At 34.3% G+C, this 19,689-nt stretch carries 18 protein-coding genes and 1 tRNA gene; 15 read left to right on the top strand and 4 right to left on the bottom strand.

Annotation, left to right across the window (positions count from 1 at the left end):
* Positions 1-21: 21 nt before the first annotated feature.
* The 6 genes from F886_RS10175 (at position 22) to F886_RS10155 (ending at position 6,930) form a co-directional block, all read left to right on the top strand.
* Positions 22-765 carry a fimbrial biogenesis chaperone gene (locus F886_RS10175; RefSeq protein WP_005304599.1) on the top strand — a complete coding sequence of 248 codons (744 nt, stop codon included), beginning with the start codon at positions 22-24 and terminating at the stop codon, positions 763-765.
* 140 nt (positions 766-905) lie between these two features.
* Positions 906-3,362, top strand: coding sequence for a fimbria/pilus outer membrane usher protein (locus F886_RS10170; protein WP_081402242.1), 2,457 nt, complete (start codon positions 906-908; stop codon positions 3,360-3,362).
* Entirely contained in the window at positions 3,359-4,378 is a 1,020-nt protein-coding gene (locus tag F886_RS10165) for a fimbrial protein (RefSeq protein WP_005304590.1), read from the top strand. The genes F886_RS10170 and F886_RS10165 overlap by 4 nt, the downstream gene beginning before the upstream one ends.
* 559 nt (positions 4,379-4,937) lie before the next feature.
* Positions 4,938-5,117: a hypothetical protein gene (locus F886_RS19840; RefSeq protein WP_035331443.1), complete on the top strand. Its 180-nt coding sequence runs from the start codon at positions 4,938-4,940 to the stop codon at positions 5,115-5,117.
* Positions 5,118-5,205: 88 nt separating this feature from the next.
* Entirely contained in the window at positions 5,206-6,204 is a 999-nt protein-coding gene (locus tag F886_RS10160; protein ID WP_034591070.1) for an AraC family transcriptional regulator, read from the top strand.
* A 99-nt stretch (positions 6,205-6,303) separates the two neighbouring features.
* Positions 6,304-6,930, top strand: a complete 627-nt coding sequence (locus F886_RS10155; RefSeq protein ID WP_005304584.1) for a sterol desaturase family protein — start codon at positions 6,304-6,306, stop codon at positions 6,928-6,930.
* Positions 6,931-6,993: 63 nt separating this feature from the next.
* Here the strand turns inward: F886_RS10155 and F886_RS10150 are convergent, their stop codons facing one another.
* Positions 6,994-7,845, bottom strand: a complete 852-nt coding sequence (locus F886_RS10150; RefSeq protein WP_005304579.1) for a LysR family transcriptional regulator — start codon at positions 7,843-7,845, stop codon at positions 6,994-6,996.
* A gap of 94 nt (positions 7,846-7,939) precedes the next feature.
* Here F886_RS10150 and F886_RS10145 point away from each other — a divergent pair, with 94 nt between their 5' ends.
* From F886_RS10145 to F886_RS10135, 3 genes are all read left to right on the top strand, one after another.
* Complete coding sequence (locus F886_RS10145) at positions 7,940-8,869, top strand: DMT family transporter (protein WP_005304577.1); 930 nt, start codon at positions 7,940-7,942, stop codon at positions 8,867-8,869.
* A gap of 244 nt (positions 8,870-9,113) precedes the next feature.
* The gene (locus F886_RS10140; RefSeq protein ID WP_005304574.1) at positions 9,114-9,578 is read left to right on the top strand and encodes a hypothetical protein; all 465 of its coding nucleotides are present in this window, start codon (positions 9,114-9,116) and stop codon (positions 9,576-9,578) included.
* Positions 9,579-9,823: 245 nt separating this feature from the next.
* The gene (locus F886_RS10135; protein WP_005304571.1) at positions 9,824-11,239 is read left to right on the top strand and encodes a purine-cytosine permease family protein; all 1,416 of its coding nucleotides are present in this window, start codon (positions 9,824-9,826) and stop codon (positions 11,237-11,239) included.
* A 62-nt stretch (positions 11,240-11,301) separates the two neighbouring features.
* Here F886_RS10135 and F886_RS10130 read toward each other — a convergent pair whose 3' ends face one another.
* Positions 11,302-11,739: a PACE efflux transporter gene (locus tag F886_RS10130; protein ID WP_005304570.1), complete on the bottom strand. Its 438-nt coding sequence runs from the start codon at positions 11,737-11,739 to the stop codon at positions 11,302-11,304.
* An 89-nt stretch (positions 11,740-11,828) separates the two neighbouring features.
* On the opposite strand from F886_RS10130, the gene F886_RS10125 reads away from it, so the two are divergent.
* Together F886_RS10125 and F886_RS10120 are read left to right on the top strand one after the other, a co-directional pair.
* Entirely contained in the window at positions 11,829-12,713 is an 885-nt protein-coding gene (locus F886_RS10125; protein ID WP_005304566.1) for a LysR family transcriptional regulator, read from the top strand.
* Positions 12,714-13,894: 1,181 nt separating this feature from the next.
* Positions 13,895-13,971: transfer RNA gene (locus tag F886_RS10120), tRNA-Ile, on the top strand.
* Positions 13,972-14,152: 181 nt separating this feature from the next.
* On the opposite strand, the gene F886_RS10115 is transcribed toward F886_RS10120, so the two are convergent.
* Positions 14,153-15,016, bottom strand: coding sequence for an iron-containing redox enzyme family protein (locus F886_RS10115; protein WP_005304558.1), 864 nt, complete (start codon positions 15,014-15,016; stop codon positions 14,153-14,155).
* A gap of 278 nt (positions 15,017-15,294) precedes the next feature.
* Between F886_RS10115 and F886_RS10110 the strand changes: the two genes are divergently transcribed.
* The 3 genes from F886_RS10110 (at position 15,295) to F886_RS10100 (ending at position 17,497) form a co-directional block, all read left to right on the top strand.
* On the top strand, positions 15,295-15,867 hold the full coding sequence (locus tag F886_RS10110; RefSeq protein ID WP_005304556.1) for a TetR/AcrR family transcriptional regulator: 573 nt from the start codon (positions 15,295-15,297) through the stop codon (positions 15,865-15,867).
* Positions 15,868-16,040: 173 nt separating this feature from the next.
* A complete protein-coding gene (locus F886_RS10105) occupies positions 16,041-16,586 on the top strand; it encodes a 1-acyl-sn-glycerol-3-phosphate acyltransferase (protein WP_005304553.1) in 546 nt (181 codons plus the stop codon).
* Between the two features lie 161 nt (positions 16,587-16,747).
* Positions 16,748-17,497, top strand: coding sequence for a YebC/PmpR family DNA-binding transcriptional regulator (locus tag F886_RS10100; RefSeq protein WP_005304550.1), 750 nt, complete (start codon positions 16,748-16,750; stop codon positions 17,495-17,497).
* 44 nt (positions 17,498-17,541) lie between these two features.
* On the opposite strand, the gene F886_RS10095 is transcribed toward F886_RS10100, so the two are convergent.
* The gene (locus F886_RS10095) at positions 17,542-18,012 is read right to left on the bottom strand and encodes an Lrp/AsnC family transcriptional regulator (RefSeq protein WP_004642558.1); all 471 of its coding nucleotides are present in this window, start codon (positions 18,010-18,012) and stop codon (positions 17,542-17,544) included.
* 344 nt (positions 18,013-18,356) lie between these two features.
* On the opposite strand from F886_RS10095, the gene F886_RS10090 reads away from it, so the two are divergent.
* The gene (locus F886_RS10090) at positions 18,357-19,670 is read left to right on the top strand and encodes a DcaP family trimeric outer membrane transporter (RefSeq protein ID WP_005304547.1); all 1,314 of its coding nucleotides are present in this window, start codon (positions 18,357-18,359) and stop codon (positions 19,668-19,670) included.
* The last annotated feature ends 19 nt before the right edge of the window (positions 19,671-19,689 follow it).

Here is a 19,689-nt window from a genome sequence, read left to right as displayed (position 1 = left end):
TCATTATTGAGAATATGGCTCATGCTTTTTCGTGGTCGTAAGTTTTTTTGGGGATTAGTTTGCCTACAGGTAGCACTGACTACCACAGGTCATACTGAAATTGTTTTGCATGGAACTCGTGTCGTTTATCCTTCAAATGCACGTGAGATCACATTACAACTAAGCAATAACGGCACAGCTCCGTCTCTTGTTCAAGCTTGGATTGATGATGGAAATGCAAAATCAACTCCCGATGAAGCAAATGTGCCTTTCATTATTACTCCTCCAATTTCACGAGTAGAAGCAACTAAGGGCCAAACTTTAAGAATTACAGCTCTACCTAATTCGTCTCAATTAAGTCAGCAACAAGAGTCAATTTTCTGGCTTAATGTTTTAGATATACCTCCTAAACCCGAAGGCAAAACTCAACAAGACCAAAGTACCCCAATTTCTAATAATTTTTTACAGCTCGCTGTTCGTTCGCGAATTAAATTCTTTTATCGTCCTATAGATCTAAAAGAAAATATTGAACAGCTAAGTGAAAAAGTTCAATGGAAAATAAATGATCAATATCTAGTAGTGAAGAATCCAACCCCCTTTTTCCTCACTATCACTTCCATTTTTCAAGGAACTGAAAACCATAAAGCAGACTTGTTACAACAAGGTTTAATGGTTGCCCCTTTTTCAGAAGATAAAATAAAACTTAAAAATAAAAATGTAGCAGATATGAGCTTTGTATATATCAATGATTACGGTGGAAGAGTTGAGCATTCAATAAAGTTCTAACCTTAATATATTACTCAAAAAAACCTAAATACCTATCATGAATAGGCTCTAAAACTATGTCTAAATGGTTTATACCTTATATATGTTTAAAAAGCCCTTTTACTTGTTATGTGGCCTCAAGTATTGCGTTATTTATGCCTTTGGCAGCATATGCACAAAATAATGTTGATGTTTCAGGTTTCTCAAAAGCAGAGTTTGATAGCAATTTTTTAGTAGGTAATGCGCAAAAAATTGATATTGGTCGTTTTAAATATGGAAACCCCATTTTAGCTGGCGAATATAGCTTAGATGTCTATATTAATGGTCAATGGTTGGGTAAACGACGCATGCGCTTTAATGCCAGCTCTCCTAACGTAAATGCCGAAACCTGTTTTACAGAAGCCATGTTACTAGAATATGGCGTAAAAGCTGATGTGCTTAGCCAACATTCTCATACATCCTCTCTTTCTTGTGATGCACTGGGTCATTGGATAGATAATGCTTTTTATTTATTTGATAGTTCTCGTTTAAGAATTGATATCTCTATCCCCCAAGTCACATTAGAAAAAAATGCACAGGGCTATATCGATCCACATCTTTGGGATCGAGGTATTAATGCAGCTTTTTTGACATATAACGCGACTGCTTATCGAATAGTTAACGAACAACATGAAAGTACATATGCTTTTATGGGGACTAATCTTGGAGCAAATTTAGCAAGTTGGCAATTTCGCCATAATGGACAATGGAAATGGCAAGACCATACTGATTTTCAATCTGATAATTCTTCTTATACTTCAACAAATACATATATACAAAAAGCATTTCCGAAAATTCATGGTGTTGTGACTTTAGGCGATTATTTTACTAATAGTGATTTTATCGATTCTTTACCATATCGCGGCGTAAATATTTCAAGTGATGACCGAATGCTTCCAAACAGTATGCTCGGTTATGCTCCCAGAGTGAGAGGTTATGCAAAAACCAATGCGAAAGTCGAGGTTAGGCAACAAGGCAACTTAATTTATCAAACAACAGTACCGCCCGGAAACTTTGAAATTAATGATCTTTACCCAACAGGATTTGGGGGCGAGCTACAAGTTTTGGTAATTGAATCTAATGGCGTAATTCAGAAATTCGCTATTCCCTATGCTTCTGTCGTCGAAATGCTACGCCCGCAAATGACTCGATACTCTTTCACATTAGGACAGTTTCGAGATTCAAATTTAGGTCTAAATCCTTGGCTAATACAAGGTAAATATCAACGGGGAATTAATAATTACCTCACAACTTACACCGCACTTCAAGCAACGCAACAATATCTCTCATTATTACTAGGTACAGCTTTTTCAACACCTATTGGAGCGATTTCTTTTGATGCAACCCAGTCAAAAACTGAGTTTGATCATCAACCTAAAATGACTGGGCAAAGTTATCGTTTAAGCTACAGTAAGTTATTTTCCCCAACAAATACTAATTTAACATTAGCGACTTATCGCTATTCAACTGAAAACTACCTCAAATTGCGTGATGCAATTTTAATTCAAGATTTACAACAACAAAATATTGATAGCTTTTCCATAGGCAAACAAAAAAGTGAATTTCAGATTACTTTAAATCAGGTGCTTCCAAAGCAATGGGGAAATTTTTACTTAGTCGGTTCATGGATAAATTATTGGAATCAACCCAAGACCAATAAACAGTTCCAATTAGGTTATAGCAATCAATTTAAAGATTTAACTTATAGTTTATCTGCAATGAGCAGCGAGATTGAAGAAGATGGCGCTCGCACAGGACAAGATACCCAGTACCTTGCGTCTTTCTCTTTTCCATTAGATTTTAAGAAAAATTCTCTGACTTTTAATAGTGTTATTGGTGATGACAGTCAGATTTTAAGCTTCAGTGGCTTTACAGGAAATCGCTTAAACTACGGCGCATCAATTTCCAATCAGGACCATGATCAAACTAACCTAAATATTAATGGCACCTATAAAACCAACTATACAACACTTGGTGCTTCATTCAGTCATGCAAATTCATACCAACAAGAAATGCTTAGCTTCAGTGGTAATGTTGTTGCACATTCTCAAGGAATTTTGTTTGGGCCAGATCAAGCCCAAACCATGGTGTTGGTCTATGCGCCGGATGCTACTGGAGCACAAGTCGGTAATACACCTGGGTTAAGTATTAACAAAAACGGATATGCCGTTATTCCCTATGTTACGCCTTACCGTATGAATGACATTAGTCTTGACCCGCAAGGCATGTCTACCCAAATTGAACTTGCTGAAAGTAGTTTACGGATTGCGCCCTATGCAGGCTCAATCACTAAAGTCCAATTCTCAACAAAAAAAGGTTATGCACTTTTTATTAATACAACAACATTAGATGGTTCACATCTACCTTTTGCCGCACAGGTATATAACCAGAATAACGAAGTAATAGGCATTGTCGCACAAGGCAGTCGCATTTATTTACGAACCCCCTTAACCCATGATCGTTTATATGTGAAATGGGGAAATACGAGTACTGAAAAATGCGAGATTGAATACGATATAGCGGATCAAATAAAGCATAACAACCAACCAATTATTATGACAAAGGCAGTCTGTAAATGAATAATATTTTAAAAAAAATTGGATTTTTGGCAGTAAGTCTATTTGCTTATAGCCATACAAATGCAAATTGTAATTTAAGTAAAGGATTTACTACCGTCGATATTCCAATGACGATAGGTAAAATCGTAGTGAAACCAAATGATCCAATAGGAACGATCTTACAAAAGAATACTTTTACAGTATCACCTAATAATTCGACTGCAACTTGTAATCGTGCGAGTGATCAAATTATTGCAGCTCTCCCCTTAAATTATCCAATTAGCCCAATAGGCAATAATGTTTATGCGACTAATATTCCAGGTATTGGTATTCGTCTTTATCGCGAAGCTGCCGATGCTTCAGATTTTTCAGGATATTATCCTTATAGACGTACATTAACCCCCAATCAAACATATACACTTTCCCCAGGATATTTTGTTATGGAAGTTATTAAAACAGCTATGACAACTGGTTCTGGTGCACTAGTTGCAGGCCGTTACAGTACCTATTACGTATCAGGGCAACAGAACCGCCCATTTTTAACCACTACTGTATTAAGTAATGCCCCTATTCTTATTGCGTCTTCATCTTGTGAAATTCAAAATGGTGTAGATTCACCAGTTCAACTTCCAACCGTGATGAAATCAGGCTTTAGAGCGATTGGTTCAACCCAAGGGGACCAGAATTTTAATCTATCGATCTTATGTAATGGTGGCGAAAACAATTCTGGTATCGCTACGAGCAATACGATCAGCTTAAGTTTTGATTATAATTCTGATACCTCCAATAATCAGGTAATTAATAACAGTGCTGCGAATTCAATAAAAGCTAACGGTGTTGGTGTTGAACTGTTATGGAATATGAATGGAGCAAATAAGCCGATTCAAAAAGCAACCAAACTCAATATAGGTAGCGTGAGTTCCAATCAAACTGTTGAATATGATATTCCTTTAACTGCCCGTTATTATCAGACCGCCACCAATGTGACCGCAGGTGAGGTTAAAGCCACAGCGACGGTGACGATTCAATATGATTAACTATTCTCTATAAAATTACTAAAAACAAAGAAACTTAACGCTACCAAGGGAACACAAAGGCTATTTTTTTTTAAACTTTGTAGTTCTATTAAAAAATCACATAAAAAAATGCTCATAAGCAAAAATAGCAAATGAGCATTAGTGATAACCACTTAACCTGAAATACAAATTGTGGGAAATAGATCACAATTTGCATGACTATAATTTCAAAAAATAGCTTAAAGATCAAGTCTTTTTTTTAACAAAGATTCTAATAGCCAACATAACATATTGTTTTAAATAAATTAAAAAAATAAATTTAATTCATGAGCACTATTTTATAGTGTTTCTAAAGAATTATCATTCTATTAATTAATAAAAACTTAATTTTAAGAAAAATTAAAATTCACTCATCAAGCCCAGTAAAACAAAAATCTATTTATTTTCATAATTTTATATCAAAACCATAAAAATTAAAATTTTACTGAATTACATAATTTATAATAAAAAAAACATAAAAAAATTTAGAATTCCCCTTCAATTGCAAATAATATCTTTAGACTTTTTATCAGAACGTAACATGCTCATTTTTTGGAAAATATTATGTATCTTATTACTAAGTCTAGGCGCTACAAGTATAGGTTTTGCGATTAGTAACATCGATTTTTTTCTTTTTTTCATAGGATTCCTTTTATTAATCTGCTTTATCTTAGCTTTAAAGCAAGCACGTGAAGATGCTGGTTTCTTTCCCGATAATTAAAATACTATGAATTTCTAGAATATAGCATCAATAGTAAAATCATGATTGAATGCACCATAGAGTCTATAGGGATGGTTGTAATCAAAATATGTCAAAAAGTTCTTCAGATGCTGGAATTTTTTTGTGGATGACTTATCAGACTATGCAAAAGATGGGCTTAGATGCAGCATCTATTTTTGCAAGTGTAAATTTACCCAATCAGCCTCCCGATAAAAATATTCGTAGAGATAATTCGACTCAACAAAGGTTTTGGACAGCGGCTGAAGAAATAAGTGAAGACCCTGATATTGGCTTGCATGTAGGTAGTCAAATGCCACCATTTAGGGGATTAGTAATTGAATATCTATTTTTGAGTAGCTCAACTTTTGGAGAAGGTTTACAGCGGGCTCTAAGATATCAAGCCATACTTACAGATGTATTTGACCTAAAATTAACAATTAAGGAAGATCAAGCAATACTGTCTGGTTTTAAGCATCCCGTAAGACATTATCTTGAATGTGCCATAGGTATTTTTCTTAATTTTTTTAAATATATTACAAATAAAGAGTTCAGACCTACTCAAATTATCTTGCCCCATCAAGAAGGTGCATCAGCAGAAATATATGAGGAAATATGGAATTGCTCCGTGATTTTAGGGCAAATGGAAGGTTCTATTATTTTTCCTAGCGTACTTTTAAATAAAGCTTCACCAGCTGCTGAACCAGAATTATTAAGAATTCATGAAACGCTTGCAGAACAACAGTTAATGACTTTAGAAAAGCATCAACTCGTTTATGCTATTGAGCGTTTGCTTAGCAATGGATTACTGGAATCTGGGCATTTTGATCAAAAATTTATTGCTGAACAATTAAATCGTAACCCTCGTACCCTTCGAGCAGATTTACAAGCAATTAATATAAATTATGAGAAAATTTTAAATCAGCATCGGGAAAAACTAGCCAGACGTTTACTTGCTCACACACAAGAAACTATTGATCAAATAGTTTATCTAACTGGTTTTTCTGAACCCTCTGCTTTTACGCGAGCTTTTAAACGTTGGACTGGTGAGACTCCTAGTGCTTATCGCCAGCGTAAACAAAATAGTTAAATTGATTCTAATGACACTTATTTAACTGCCTGTTAAGTCAAAGGGATAAAACATTCTTCTTTTACAATCATTTTAAATTGTAATTAAGAAGTTCCCAATATGCTTGGTTTCCCTGTAGGTGTTTTTGTTGCTAATGGTCTTGAATGGTACTTTCATAAAGTCTGGTTACACGAATATCCAAGTCAGTATCGTAATAGCCCATTTTTCACTCACATCGCTCATCATAAGCGCGCTCGCTTAAATGGTTTTCAAGATGACGGTTATGCTGAATCAATGTTTAAAAATGCTGAAATTTATAATGAAAAGACAGCATTAATTGGATTAGCTGGAGCTGCTACAATTTTTTTGCCTGTCGCTCCATTTTTTACAGCTGGGCTCTATTATGGTTTATGGAATTATTGGCGTGTACATTCAAAAGCACATTTAGATTCAGAATATGCAAAAAAACGTATTCCTTGGCACTATGATCATCACATGACAAGTAATCAAAATGCTAATTGGTGTGTTACTAAACCTTGGTTTGACTATATTATGGGAACTAGAGTCACGACAGAAGTCTCTCAAACTGAAACCAATCCTTTAGGTATCAAATTACCAAAGTTGTTAGAAAAACCAATTAATTTTACTGCTAGACGTATACTCACCAAATCCTATGCCAAAATTGATTTAAATTCTGTTCAGGATCAATCTAATTTACGCAACGGAATAGAAGTCAGTTTGACGTAAATATATCAAAATAAAAAAGCTGCGAACTCCAGCAGCTTTTTATATAAATCGAGAGTTAACAGCTTAAACTTTAAAAGGCTCAAAACAAGATACAAGAAAATCCATTACTACTCTTATTGCTGGACTATGCCGTAAATCTTCATGTGTAACTAACCAAATTTCAGCACTCATCGGATAATCATCTTGTAATCTAACTAAATTGCTAAGAGCGCCTAAAAAATCCGGTAAGACCGCTAACCCCACTTCTCCACATGCAGCTCTCCACTGTAACTCGGGATGGTTGGTCACCATTATGGGTTCTTTATAATTTAATCTTTCTTTTAGTTTTTGCTGTTTTTGACCATGTACTCCCCCCACTTCAACACTAATCCATTCATAATTTTCAGGAGCCGTTGAGGCCAAATAATTTGGACCAGCATATATTCCAAAGGGTATTTCCCCTACTTTACGAGCTACTAAATTTTCATCTTTAGGACGACCAAATCTTACCGCAATATCAGCCTCACTATGCTGTAAAGAAACATAATGAACATCACCGAGCACACGCAATTTTAATTGAGGATAATGTCGGTAAAATCTGCCCAGATGAGGCATGATGAGATGTGCCGCAGTTAAAGGAGGCATACTGATAGAAACACTTCCCATCACTTCTTGCTGACCAGCCTGAGTTAAACGTTCAATAGAAAAAGTTTCTTCCATCATACGAGCAACCACCTGCGCAAGACGTTCACCATCAGGAGTTAGGATGTAAGTACGTGGTCTACGATCAACTAATTTAAGTTTTAAGTTTTGTTCTAGCTGGGCAATTCTTCTAGATACAGTTGCATGATCTACTCCCAATTTTCGGGCAGCCGCTGACAGTGACTTTTCTTCTGTAAAAACTGAAAAGTAATGTAAATTTTCCCAATCAATCATTGTGCAAATTTTCACATTAGAAGTGTATTAATATGGAATTGTACACCTTTATGTAATTGCTCAGAATAAAACCTTTCTTGATGGGAGCCTGTCCATGAACAGAACGGTGGCTTATGCCTATGCTGGTGTTGTCTTAACAATGTTTTTTTGGGGATCAGCATTTAATGCAATGTCTTATATCATTCAACATATGCCTCCGCTATCTGCTGCATCTGAACGGTTTTCAATTGCAAGCCTAGGCTTACTTCTGATCTTTTCAATAACTGGCCAACTAAGATGGGCAGCCTTAAGCCAGAATTTAGTTATCTACCTTGTGATTGGGGTAATTGGAATTGCAGGTTTCAACATAGGCTGTTTTTATGGCTTAAAAACGACATCTGCCGTGAACGGTGCTTTAATTATGGCAACTACACCGTTAATGACCCTATTAATGACAATCATGTTAGATGGTGAAAAACTTAACACTAGTAAATTTTTAGGCGTTTTATTTGGCTTAAGTGGCGTATTACTTGTGATTAGTCAAGGCCATATAACAACTTTACTTCACCTAAAAATAGACATTGGAGATCTATTTATATTATTGGGTGCATTTGGATTTTGTTTCGCAAATGTCCTGTCTCGCCGTTATGTAAAAAATGCTACTCCGCTAGAAACAACGACTTTTTCTATGATGTTCGGAGCAATAACACTTGGTTTGTTGAGTATGATATTTGAAAATCCTCTTTCAGCCATTGCATCTGCACCTGTAAATGCACATTTAGCCATGGGATATGTTGTTATCTGCTCTACCATGATTGCTTATTTATTCTGGTTTAATGGCATACAAAAATTAGGTGCTGGCCGCGCTTCGGTATTTTTTAACTTTGTACCAGTGTTCAGTATGATCATTGCTCTGCTTGCTGGCCAGACGCTTAATATCTGGCAGTTAGTAGGAACCGCTTTAGTGATGCTTGGTGTAATGAGTAGCGGAGGTTTTTTAAAAATTAAAAGTACTCCACTTATGGCAAAACATTGTACAAAATAAGAAATATGCTGCTACATTAAAATTCTATTATTAATATGTAGCAGCATTTTCAAATATAAAATACAAAATCACCTCCCGACAATCTCTTTAAGTTCCTATATTTTCGAAAATATTTTTTACATTTTTGAAGTTTTATACAAAAGCTCATCTTAATTATTCCGTTGTAACAAATACTGTATGTTTCTTTAAAACTTAATAAAAGATTGCCATATATAGTTTTAAAACAACCAAAGGAGATATTAAAATGAAGCTGGATTTTACAACTATTGAAAAGCAAGCCAAATTGCTACAAGAAGAACAAGAAAAGATCGAGCAACGAGATCATGAATTTCAACTTGCTTTAGATAAACACCGAGAATCCCTGAAGAGTTTATTTAAAGATCTTTTCTCTGACCGAGAAGTTAAGACAGAAAATGGAGGCCACTTTTGTGTAAATTTTGGTGATTTCAAAATTTCTTTGTTGATTGAAACTGCTAAATTTGAAAATGGTGTTCCTGTAAAATTAAATTCGGTAAATCCTGTTATTATTAAATGCAAGAAAGATAAGCCCATTGCAAAAGCACAGTTTACTGATGCAACACAATATCTAGATAACCATTTAGAAACTCCAAATTATCAATATTATTTTAAGCAAGAAGATAAAACCCAACTTGTGCAATTTTCTGAACTTCCTACTTATTTCCAAATCGTTTTAGATGCAAACGCATAAAGTTGAGCCCTCTATAGAGGGCTTTTTCATATATTATTTTTCCATTATTTAACTTTTTAAAAAATAAAATTCGTCAAATACTTTTTCTATTTATCTATGAATTATTTAAGCCACTTTTAGCTTTTACAGACTCAAAAACTGTTTGATTATTTTTCAAATTACTTGTATATACATGTTTATATTTGTTTGTACAAATATTGAATTAATAAAAATAGAGTGGACTCTTAAAGGACAAGGAGAGTGAAATGGACTCATCGGCTGAGAAACCAAATAGTAGTTTTATTGAAAACCGAAGTATTGACTTTATTCCAGAAAATGAAAGACATGGCGGAGTGTTTGCTCAATTTACCCTCTGGTTTGGTGCTAATTTACAAATTACAGCCATTGTGACGGGTGCGCTAGCAGTTGTATTAGGCGGGGATGTTTTTTGGTCTATTATTGGTTTATTCGTGGGACAATGTTTTGGTGCTGCCGTTATGGCACTACATGCTGCCCAAGGTCCTAAACTTGGCCTTCCTCAAATGATTTCAAGCCGTGTGCAATTTGGGGTATATGGTGCTTGTATTCCAATCATACTTGTTTGCCTCATGTATATTGGCTTTACAGCAACTGGAGAGGTATTGGCTGGTAAAGCAATTGCACATCTAGCACATGTCAGCAATACAACTGGCATCTTAATTTACGCATGTTTAATCATTATATTTGCAACAATTGGATATCGTTTAATTCATTTGGTAGGCAAAGTAGCCAGTATTATTGGTTTGATCGCTTTTGTGATTATTTTGACTCAAATTTTAGCACTTTCTGATTTATCTGAACTCTTAGCAGTACGTCATTTCAGTTGGTCTTCATTTTTATTAGCAGTTTCACTTTCTGCTTCTTGGCAAATTTCTTTTGGGCCCTATGTTGCAGACTACTCCCGTTATCTTCCAACTAAAACGTCTTCATATCGTGTATTTTGGGCCGTTGGTTTAGGTTCTCTATTGGGTTCACAAATTTCCATGAGCCTAGGTGTTTTGATTGCTCAAGTCGCAAACGGCAATTTTGTCGGAAATGAAGTTCAATATGTTGTGGGTATGAACCCAATTGCCCTCGTCGTGACCTTTTTATATTTTAGTATCGCTTTTGGCAAAGTTACTCTGACAACCTTAAATGCTTACGGTAGCTTTATGTGCATTGCTACAGTTTGGAATAGTTTCAAATCGACAAATCAAATTTCAAAAATAACAAGATTACTCATTGTCTTAGCTATGGTTGTGATTTCGACATTTATTGCAATTATAGGTGAACATACTTTTTTAAGTGCTTTTAAAGCATTTATTTTGTTTTTACTTACCTTCTTTATTCCATGGAGTGCTATTAATCTGGTTGATTACTACTTTATCTCTAAAGAAGAATGTGATGTAGATGCGCTCTATGATCCAAATGGCAAGTATGGCCGTTGGAATCGAATTGGTATCACCTGCTACTTTCTCGGTATTTTGATCCAACTGCCCTTTATTGATAGTAAATTTTATACGGGACAAATTGCTGCAATGTTAGGAGGGATCGACTTATCATGGCTGGTAGGACTGATTTCTACAGCAGTGATTTATTATATTTTCACCAAGAAAGCTCAACTTAAGTTTTCAAAGCAGTTAGTCATTGATCAAATCAAATAATTAAACTAGAGATAAGCTATCAGAATCACACACCTTGATAGCTTATTAAGTTGATTTAGTGACTATTCTTGCAATGCTTTAGCTTGTGCCGAAGCAGGCAATCCAAATAACTTATCAAAGCTCCAATTAAATATAAAAGTATAGATAGGAATAATGATAATAAAAGCCACATCTAACCAAAAAGCAGCAATCAGAGAAATATCCATCCACCATGCAATAAGAGGAATCAAAAATAGGACTAAGGTAAGCTGGAAACCAATAGCATGTCCAACTCTACGCTTAACTGTACGAACATTACTGCTCTGTCTAGCCTCCCACTTCTCATATAAAATATTGTAGATAAAATTCCAAGTTACAGCGATGGTCGTAATCATGACAGAGAGTGGTCCTGTATGTTCAACACTATCACCTGCCAAAATCGCTAAACCTACTGATGAAATAATCATTCCGATGACTTCATAAGAAGAAACATAGACAATTCGACGCTTTACACCTTGCATAATAGGCAAACTCTAATTAATTCTTTATATTTTAATTTCAGTCAAAATCATATATAAAGTTAATAGCTTTCAGTTCTACTGATATCAAAATGAATTTTAACAGCGAAAATATTGAACTCTTTATTACTGTACTCGATACAGGATCTTTCTCTGCGGCCGCCCGTAAACTAAATCGAGTACCTTCAGCAGTCAGTATGGCAGTTGCTAATCTAGAAGCAGAATTGGGTTACACCTTATTTGAACGTACTCCACGCAAGGTCATTCCTACACCTACCGCATTAGCTTTGGAACCTCAAGCACGAATTATTTCTGAACAACTTAGGCTATTTAGTACTCATGCCCATGAACTTTCTTTAGGACTAGAGAGTAAATTACGTATTGGTGTGGTCTCAGACGTAAATACAAAACTATTATTTTTTTCAATAAAGAAGTTAGCTGATAAATTCCCCTTACTAAATATAGAGGTTATTACTGCACCTCAAGATGACATTCTTAATTTACTTTATAGGGAAGAAATTAGTCTTTGCTTAGCTGGTTCAGACCTCAATATAAAAATGCGTGAGAATCTGCAATTAGTAATGACTGAAACAGTCGTTGCTACTATCTCGTCTAGTCATACTCTTCTACAAGAAAAAACAAAGCATTTTTCTATTGAAGAGTTAATCAATATTAGACAAATTGTAGTGGCGAGTAGCGACCATGAAATGACAGATTCTCGGTCAATTATTGGTGCTATGTACTGGAAAACGAATAGTTTACAAACAGCAATTAATATGGTTGAAGCAGGACTCGGTTGGGGAAACTTCCCGTTATCGTTAGTACAAGAAAAAATTTCACAAGGTCATTTAGTTCTTTTAGATTTTAAAAATACTAAAAATCATTTACCTCTATCCATTTACTTAATTTGGCTTCAAGACCGCCCCTTATCTAAAGCAGCTCGAGAACTCATTCAGATTATTCAAGAAAATTTATAATTTCTTATACTGTAGCTCTCTGAGCACACATGATCTTTTTATAGTTTTATTTCTAATTATATACTTACTTTTAAAATTCAGATTATTGCTCTTTCCTATTTTCTCTATATTACAAAAAGCAAGAAGCCTACTTTAAAAAGCAGGCTTCTTACTGTATTTCAGGACTAAGCAATAGTTTTTTATTTTGGGAAAATACATTTGTACTTTATTAAAACCTAGCATTTTAGTCAAGAATAAATTCAATAAAATACAATCATTTGTATCGAGCGTGAAAGTAGTCACACTTTAAGTTTTGTATAGAAAACACATGAGAAAAAGAAAGAAATTTCAATTAAAAAATTTCCAATTCTCCCACTAAAAAGTTCTAATTTTTTAAAAATCAGATAAAGGTCTTAATTTTAAGGAAGCTCACTTTACTCCCTTATTTTTGTATTTCCTCGTTAAAACTTATGGATTTTTCCCTATGCGCTAAACAAAATTAATTTCATAAATATTATCTTTGTATTACTAGTTTTTTAAAAATTAATTAGAATTTTGGATTCACCTTACTCAAAAAAATAATCACTTTCACTAGATTTATTACAGTAACTATTAGACTGCAAAGAATAACCTCTCATTAAAATGATATAGAATTGACTATGATAAGAGTACATCATTCTATAAATAGGATTTTATAAAGTTATACGTTTTCTAAATATTTAGCGTAGATAAATATTTCTTAAATTAAGTTTATTTAGAATATTCTATAGTCGTTATTGAACAAATATTTATAAATTCTGTGTAAGACATAAATGTATAAATTATGTTTGTAAACTTTTTTGAAAAACCAATTTTGGTCACATTTCAAGCAATATTCAATCAACCTGAAATTTGATTACTCTTCAAACAAAAGATGTTTTTAAAAGAATTAACTATTCGAACTGATAATTAACTAAAACCCAATCACTATAAACTTCTGACTGACATAAGTTCTAATTGATCGATAAATAACTAAGTTCACTTTACTCATGAGCTACTCATACGCTAGAATCACTCTCGCTCGTAATATTTAACCAAAATAACACAATATTTTTTAGGTCTAGTATGTGCCTAGTTTAGAAAATGACTTGTGTTTGATTAAAAAATTGATTAGTATTGCACGCACTGAAAGGCCTTGAGATTTAAAGCTTTTCTGACTTATAGGGCCTATAGCTCAGTTGGTTAGAGCAGCGGACTCATAATCCGTTGGTCCCGTGTTCAAGTCACGGTGGGCCCACCAAATTCAAACCTCATAAACTAAAAAGTTTATGGGGTTTTTTAATGCTTATCTAAATAGAATTCGTTTTACCGTTATAAACAATATTCAAAATTTAATTATCAAAATGTAAATTTTATTTTATCTTAAAATTTTAACTGCTTTAAAATACGTTTTTCTAAACTTAATACTTCTATTTCTTCTATTAAGCTAAGATTCTCTTCCGCATAAGCTCTGTATGTTCTAATTGAGCGTCCCAAAATTTTTCCCATAAATCACAATACTCTAAGCATAACTTTTCGATATAGTTATAATCTTCTTCTGTACAAGCTTGCATTAAGACATACCATAAGTCTTCTTCATGATCATCATCTGCGGCTTCGGCACTTTCATCTTCAGAAATACCATGCACATGATAATAACCACCACCCTCTACCTCTAAACCTACAGCTTTAGTCGCTTTACGTAACGGTGGACTATAAAGAATCACCTCTTCTTCTGCGACTGCTAATAAGGCTGAAACAGCTTTATAGTCATCATAAGCATTTTCTAAAAACACTCTAACTTGATTTGCAATTTCAGTCGGCTGATAAGTCAGACGATCTTGTTCTGTAATACCAAAATCATTTAATACGTCTTCAAATAAAGGATAGTGAGCATATTCAGGATTTCCCTGATAATAACCATCTTTGTCTAAACCTGGACGAAATCCAAACTCATCAAAAATATTTAGGCTCAAAAGAAAGCGCGGAAACATTTTCGCACCGGCATGCAATCTTGGCTCTAGTTGTTTAGTTTGAAATTGGGCCATGAGCAATGCATCAGTAAAAGTTTGTACAATTGCATGGCGGTATTCTAAGTGTATTTTTTTTAAATTTTCTTTATTAATTTCTCCGTTATTTAAAATATCAATTGCAGGATGATGTGACACCGCATGTTTAGCAATTTTTTCTCTTAATTGGGTCAAAAAGTCTGAATTTTTTTCCCATAGTTCAGTAGAAATGCTTTGCTTCATCCCTGAGAGTGCTTTCTTTCTAGGATTATTAAAATTCTCAAATTTCTTAGGCATATCTACTCTCATTAAACTTATTGAAGCCTGATCGATTTTTACATATTTTATTATAAAAACAATGACTTAAATTAATATTTAAATATGTTCCCTTATCAATCCATATTAGAATTAAAATCGTACGAAATCAAATAGAAAATTAAAAAAAACTTATGTTAATGATTATCATTATCACAATATCAACTTGAATCCAATCCCTTTTTTTATTATGATCATTAATATTAAAATTTTAATTTTTTCGATTAAGTTATAATTAGTTCTAACTATATGGAATAGTAATGTCAAAAAAAGAAGATATTATAAATACTGCTTTAAATTTATTTAATCAGATTGGCTACAATGCAACTGGTGTTGACCGTATTATTGCTGAATCTAATGTTGCAAAGATGACCTTTTATAAATATTTTCCTTCAAAAGAAAATTTAATTATGGAGTGTTTGCAACATAGAAACTTAAATATTCAAAATTCAATTAATGAACAATTAAATTTACGTCAAGATGCTAACCCGCTTGAGAAAATTCATATTATTTTTAATTGGTATATTGAATGGATCAATAGCGAAACATTTAATGGTTGCTTATTTAAAAAAGCATTTATTGAAGTATCTAAACAATATACTTCAATTCGTGAACCATTTTATGAGTATACAAAGTGGTTAACTCATTTACTACAAGACCAGCTCACTCAATTAGGTATAGAAAACCCTACTCCCCTTACTCATATTATTATTTCTATTATTGATGGGATGATTATTGATGGAACAACAGATAAAAAACTAATTAATGCTGAAAAAATTTGGCAGTATATTGAGTTTTTAATTAATGAAGAAATACCTCAACAGGTTTCTTAATTTTAAAATTATCTAAGTTTATTATGTTTAAAGAAAAATAAAAAAGAACTTTTTAAATCTTCAAGCTTAGATAATCTTCATTTTTAATTGGCTACTTTAGCTTTCATAATTTTTCTAGGCTTTTTTACAAACTCATATTAGAATCCTGCAAATTTATCACCTTGCACTGATCTATGAAAAAATTTCTAGCTAACTCTATCTTTAAAGCTGCTGGTTGGACCTATAATGTAGATCCCGAAATTTTTGAAAAAAAACAAGTTATTATTGGATTTGAACATACCTCAAATCTAGATGCAGTGCTCTCTATTGCTCTCTTCCAAATTTTAGACATTAAGATTCATACTTTAATAAAGAAAGAACTCTTTAAGGGTCCCCTTAAGCCAGTTTTAGAAAAACTTGGTGGCATTCCCGTTGACCGCAAAGCGAGTAAAGATATTGTTTCTCAAATGGTTGAACAATTTCAAACTCATGAAACTTTTAACTTGGTGATTGCTCCCGAAGCTACTCGTGCGAAAGATGGCTCAGAACGTAAACCTATCCGTACAGGTTTTTGGCATATTGCGAAAGCCGCTAATGTTCCAATTGTACTCATGTATGCCAATGCTCGAAGCAAACAAGGCGGGATTCTAGGTAAAATTTACCCGACAGACTTACAAAAAGATTTGGAAACGATTAAAGAGCTATATGCGCAATTTGACATAGATGTCAAAATTAACTAGATCAAATTGGATTTGATTCGGCCTGATCTCACTCATTAGGCCTTAAGGTTATTATTCTTATTCAATTAGCTAACAAAACGCAGGGCAACAGTTTTCAACAAAACCAAGCCTATGCTAATATTCCAGCACTTTTGCATTTTCTTTTTTTGGAGTTCACGTCCATGGCGGGTCATTCTAAATGGGCCAATATTAAGCATCGTAAAGCGAAACAAGATGCAAGTCGCGGTAAAGTTTTTACTAAATATATTCGTGAAATTGTGACTGCTGCCAAACTTGGTGGTGGAGATGCTGCTAGTAACCCTCGTTTGCGTGCAGTAGTTGAAAAAGCACTTTCAGTTAATATGACACGTGACACCATCAACCGTGCAATCCAACGTGGTGCCGGTGGTGAAGATAATGATGATTTAAAAGAAGTAACTTACGAAGGTTATGGTGTTGGCGGTGTTGCTGTTCTTGTTGAGACAATGACAGATAACTTAAACCGTACAGTACCAGATGTACGTCACTGTTTTAGTAAAACAAATGGTAACCTAGGAACTGCGGGTTCTGTCGCTTATCTATTTACTAAACGTGGTGAAATTACTTTTGAAGATGTTTCTTTAGAAGACAAAATCATGGAAATTGCTTTAGAAGCTGGTGCTGAAGATATTGAAGTTTCAGAAGATGAAATTTTGGTAATCACTTCACCAGAAACTTTTGGTGAAGTTCAAGATGCTCTAACTGCTGCTGGTTTAAAATCTGACAACGCAGAAGTTGTTATGAGTCCATCAACTAAAGCTGAAATTACTGATGTCGATCAAGCAAAACAAATTCTTAAAATGATTGATATGTTTGAAGATCTTGATGATGTACAAAACGTTTATACAAACGTTGAGTTCACAGATGAGGTTTTGGCTCAGCTTGATGCCTAATTCAAATATTTGAATTAAAAAAACGCACCATTTGGTGCGTTTTTTTATAGTTTATTGAGTAAGTTATAGCAGTTAAAAACATTATATTTTTTAATCACAAAGCTGGAATGCAGCGCAACAACATTGTCAATTTTTCCAATACGTCTTAATAAAATTTCACTGTAGTCATCCATGTTGCGTGCTACAAGTTCTAAAATAAAATCGGCACTTTGCCCTGTCACAAGAAATGCATTGGTCACTTCTGGAATTGCTTCTATTTCAGAAAGAAACTTATCAAATGTTTCGGTGTCATGCTTACTCAATGAAACTTGCAATAAGATGTGTAAGGTAAATCCAAGTTTACTAAAATTAATTTCCCTTTTGAGCTGCCCCATAACGTTGGCTTCAATCAGATGCTTAATCCGGCGATGCACAGAACTGACTGACAGATTGATCCGTTCTGAAAGTTCATTCAAATTTAAGTCTTCATGAGACAAAATTTCTAGAATTTGTTTATCAAAACGATCTAACTCCATTGTTATCTCCAGCCAGAATTTTACAGTGAGGACAGTATACCCTATACAACTTACCTGTATTTAAAATACAAAGGTTTAAAAATAGCTAAAACGTTTAATTCTTTTACACATTTTATTGCAGACGTGCATTTTAACCGTGCAAATAATGGAGGATATGGCGCATTTTAGAAAGTCAATTTCATGCTCTCATTTATTTTTTTCAATATAAGATATTACTCGCCCCATTATTTACACATAGGACTATGATAATTATAGATATTTTACCATTTTTCTAAATTCTTAAAGTTGGCATTATTATTGTTATGTATTTGCAGGAAAATTTTTATCCATGTCGGGGAGTTCCTGTGAATAAGATCAAAACACTCGTGCTAGCAATGAGTTCTTTAGGCGCAATTAGCGTGACGATGCCTGTGCATGCCGCTACAGATGCTGAAGTTAACGCCTTACGTGATGAAGTAAAGGAGTTAAAACAACTCGTCCAGAAACTATCTGATCAACAAAAAACAGCTTTGTCGGTTAGTGCTCCTGCAACAATTCCCGTAGCACCAGCTACACCTACACCTCCTGTATCAAAACCGGGTTGGATGGCGATGGCAGATGGGCAAACCCAAGTTAAGCTTTATGGTAGTGTCCGCGCAGATGCAACCTATGACTTTAAAGGTTCAAATGGCAGCATTTCAAATGGCGCTAACTACCCATTAAATAAAGATGATCCGAAACAAGACTCACTAAATGTATCTGCTGCAACTTCAAGAATTGGTCTAGACATTACTCGACCTACTCAGTACGGAGATTTAACCGGCAAAATTGAAGCCGATTTCATGGGTGGAAATGGCGATAATGGTAATGGTACTTTCCGTGTTCGCCATGCCTATATGTCTTTAGGAAAATGGTTAGCTGGTCAAACCACCTCACCTTTTGTAAACACTGATACATCACCAGAAACAGTAGATTTTAATGGCGCTATTGGTACAGGTACTACACGTACAGTACAGGTTAGGTACACTCAGCCAATTAATGCACAACAGAAAATATTAGTTGCCTTGGAAGGCGGTGATGTTGAAAAAGCTGGGAATGCTGCTGGTGGAAGCCGCTTTCCCGCTTTAACAGCACGATATGATTTCAAAACTACAGATAATAAAGGCCTATTACAGTTACATGGTCTTGCCCATGAAAACCGCGTAGCTCCAAAAGATAGTACTTCTGAAGAAAAATTTGGTTGGGGTGTCGGCGTTGGTGGTAAATATGATTTAACGCCTCAAGATAGCTTGGTTGCTAATTACTATCATGTTAAAGGAGATGGCCGCTATTTACTTTATAGCAACTCAGCTTATGCCTATGACACAACGACTCAGGATATTAATTTAGGTGAATTTGATAGTGCCGTTATTGGCTATCAACGGAAATGGAGCCCTATCCTCCGCTCTACTTTTGCAATAGGCGGTATTCAATACAAAGATGATAACACCTATGCAAATAGCAATTTAACCAGCACCAGCTATAACAAAGAAATTTATAATGCCTTGGTCAATTTAATCTGGAATCCGGTTAAAAATATTGATTTAGGTGCAGAATATACATATGGCCAAAGAGAAACATTCGCAGGCGATAAGGGTGATTACTCTCGTGTCAATTTATTAGCAAAATATAGTTTTTAAAAATTGGACGTAAAAAAAG

It is taken from the genome of Acinetobacter sp. NIPH 542, assembly GCF_000369825.1.
GTDB classification, from domain to species: domain Bacteria; phylum Pseudomonadota; class Gammaproteobacteria; order Pseudomonadales; family Moraxellaceae; genus Acinetobacter; species Acinetobacter oleivorans.
The sequence above is the reverse complement of the archived record's forward strand: the minus strand, read 5'-3'. Positions and strand labels throughout refer to the sequence as shown.

Bases quoted from the DNA above. Each gene is read 5' to 3' on its own strand.
- F886_RS10175 (WP_005304599.1), top strand. From the start codon at position 22: ATGCTTTTTCGTGGTCGTAAGTTTTTTTGGGGATTAGTTTGCCTACAG.
- F886_RS10165 (WP_005304590.1), top strand. From the start codon at position 3,359: ATGAATAATATTTTAAAAAAAATTGGATTTTTGGCAGTAAGTCTATTT.
- F886_RS19840 (WP_035331443.1), top strand. From the start codon at position 4,938: ATGCTCATTTTTTGGAAAATATTATGTATCTTATTACTAAGTCTAGGC.
- F886_RS10160 (WP_034591070.1), top strand. From the start codon at position 5,206: ATGTCAAAAAGTTCTTCAGATGCTGGAATTTTTTTGTGGATGACTTAT.
- F886_RS10155 (WP_005304584.1), top strand. From the start codon at position 6,304: ATGCTTGGTTTCCCTGTAGGTGTTTTTGTTGCTAATGGTCTTGAATGG.
- F886_RS10150 (WP_005304579.1), bottom strand. From the start codon at position 7,845: ATGATTGATTGGGAAAATTTACATTACTTTTCAGTTTTTACAGAAGAA.
- F886_RS10145 (WP_005304577.1), top strand. From the start codon at position 7,940: ATGAACAGAACGGTGGCTTATGCCTATGCTGGTGTTGTCTTAACAATG.
- F886_RS10140 (WP_005304574.1), top strand. From the start codon at position 9,114: ATGAAGCTGGATTTTACAACTATTGAAAAGCAAGCCAAATTGCTACAA.
- F886_RS10135 (WP_005304571.1), top strand. From the start codon at position 9,824: ATGGACTCATCGGCTGAGAAACCAAATAGTAGTTTTATTGAAAACCGA.
- F886_RS10130 (WP_005304570.1), bottom strand. From the start codon at position 11,739: ATGCAAGGTGTAAAGCGTCGAATTGTCTATGTTTCTTCTTATGAAGTC.
- F886_RS10125 (WP_005304566.1), top strand. From the start codon at position 11,829: ATGAATTTTAACAGCGAAAATATTGAACTCTTTATTACTGTACTCGAT.
- F886_RS10115 (WP_005304558.1), bottom strand. From the start codon at position 15,016: ATGCCTAAGAAATTTGAGAATTTTAATAATCCTAGAAAGAAAGCACTC.
- F886_RS10110 (WP_005304556.1), top strand. From the start codon at position 15,295: ATGTCAAAAAAAGAAGATATTATAAATACTGCTTTAAATTTATTTAAT.
- F886_RS10105 (WP_005304553.1), top strand. From the start codon at position 16,041: ATGAAAAAATTTCTAGCTAACTCTATCTTTAAAGCTGCTGGTTGGACC.
- F886_RS10100 (WP_005304550.1), top strand. From the start codon at position 16,748: ATGGCGGGTCATTCTAAATGGGCCAATATTAAGCATCGTAAAGCGAAA.
- F886_RS10095 (WP_004642558.1), bottom strand. From the start codon at position 18,012: ATGGAGTTAGATCGTTTTGATAAACAAATTCTAGAAATTTTGTCTCAT.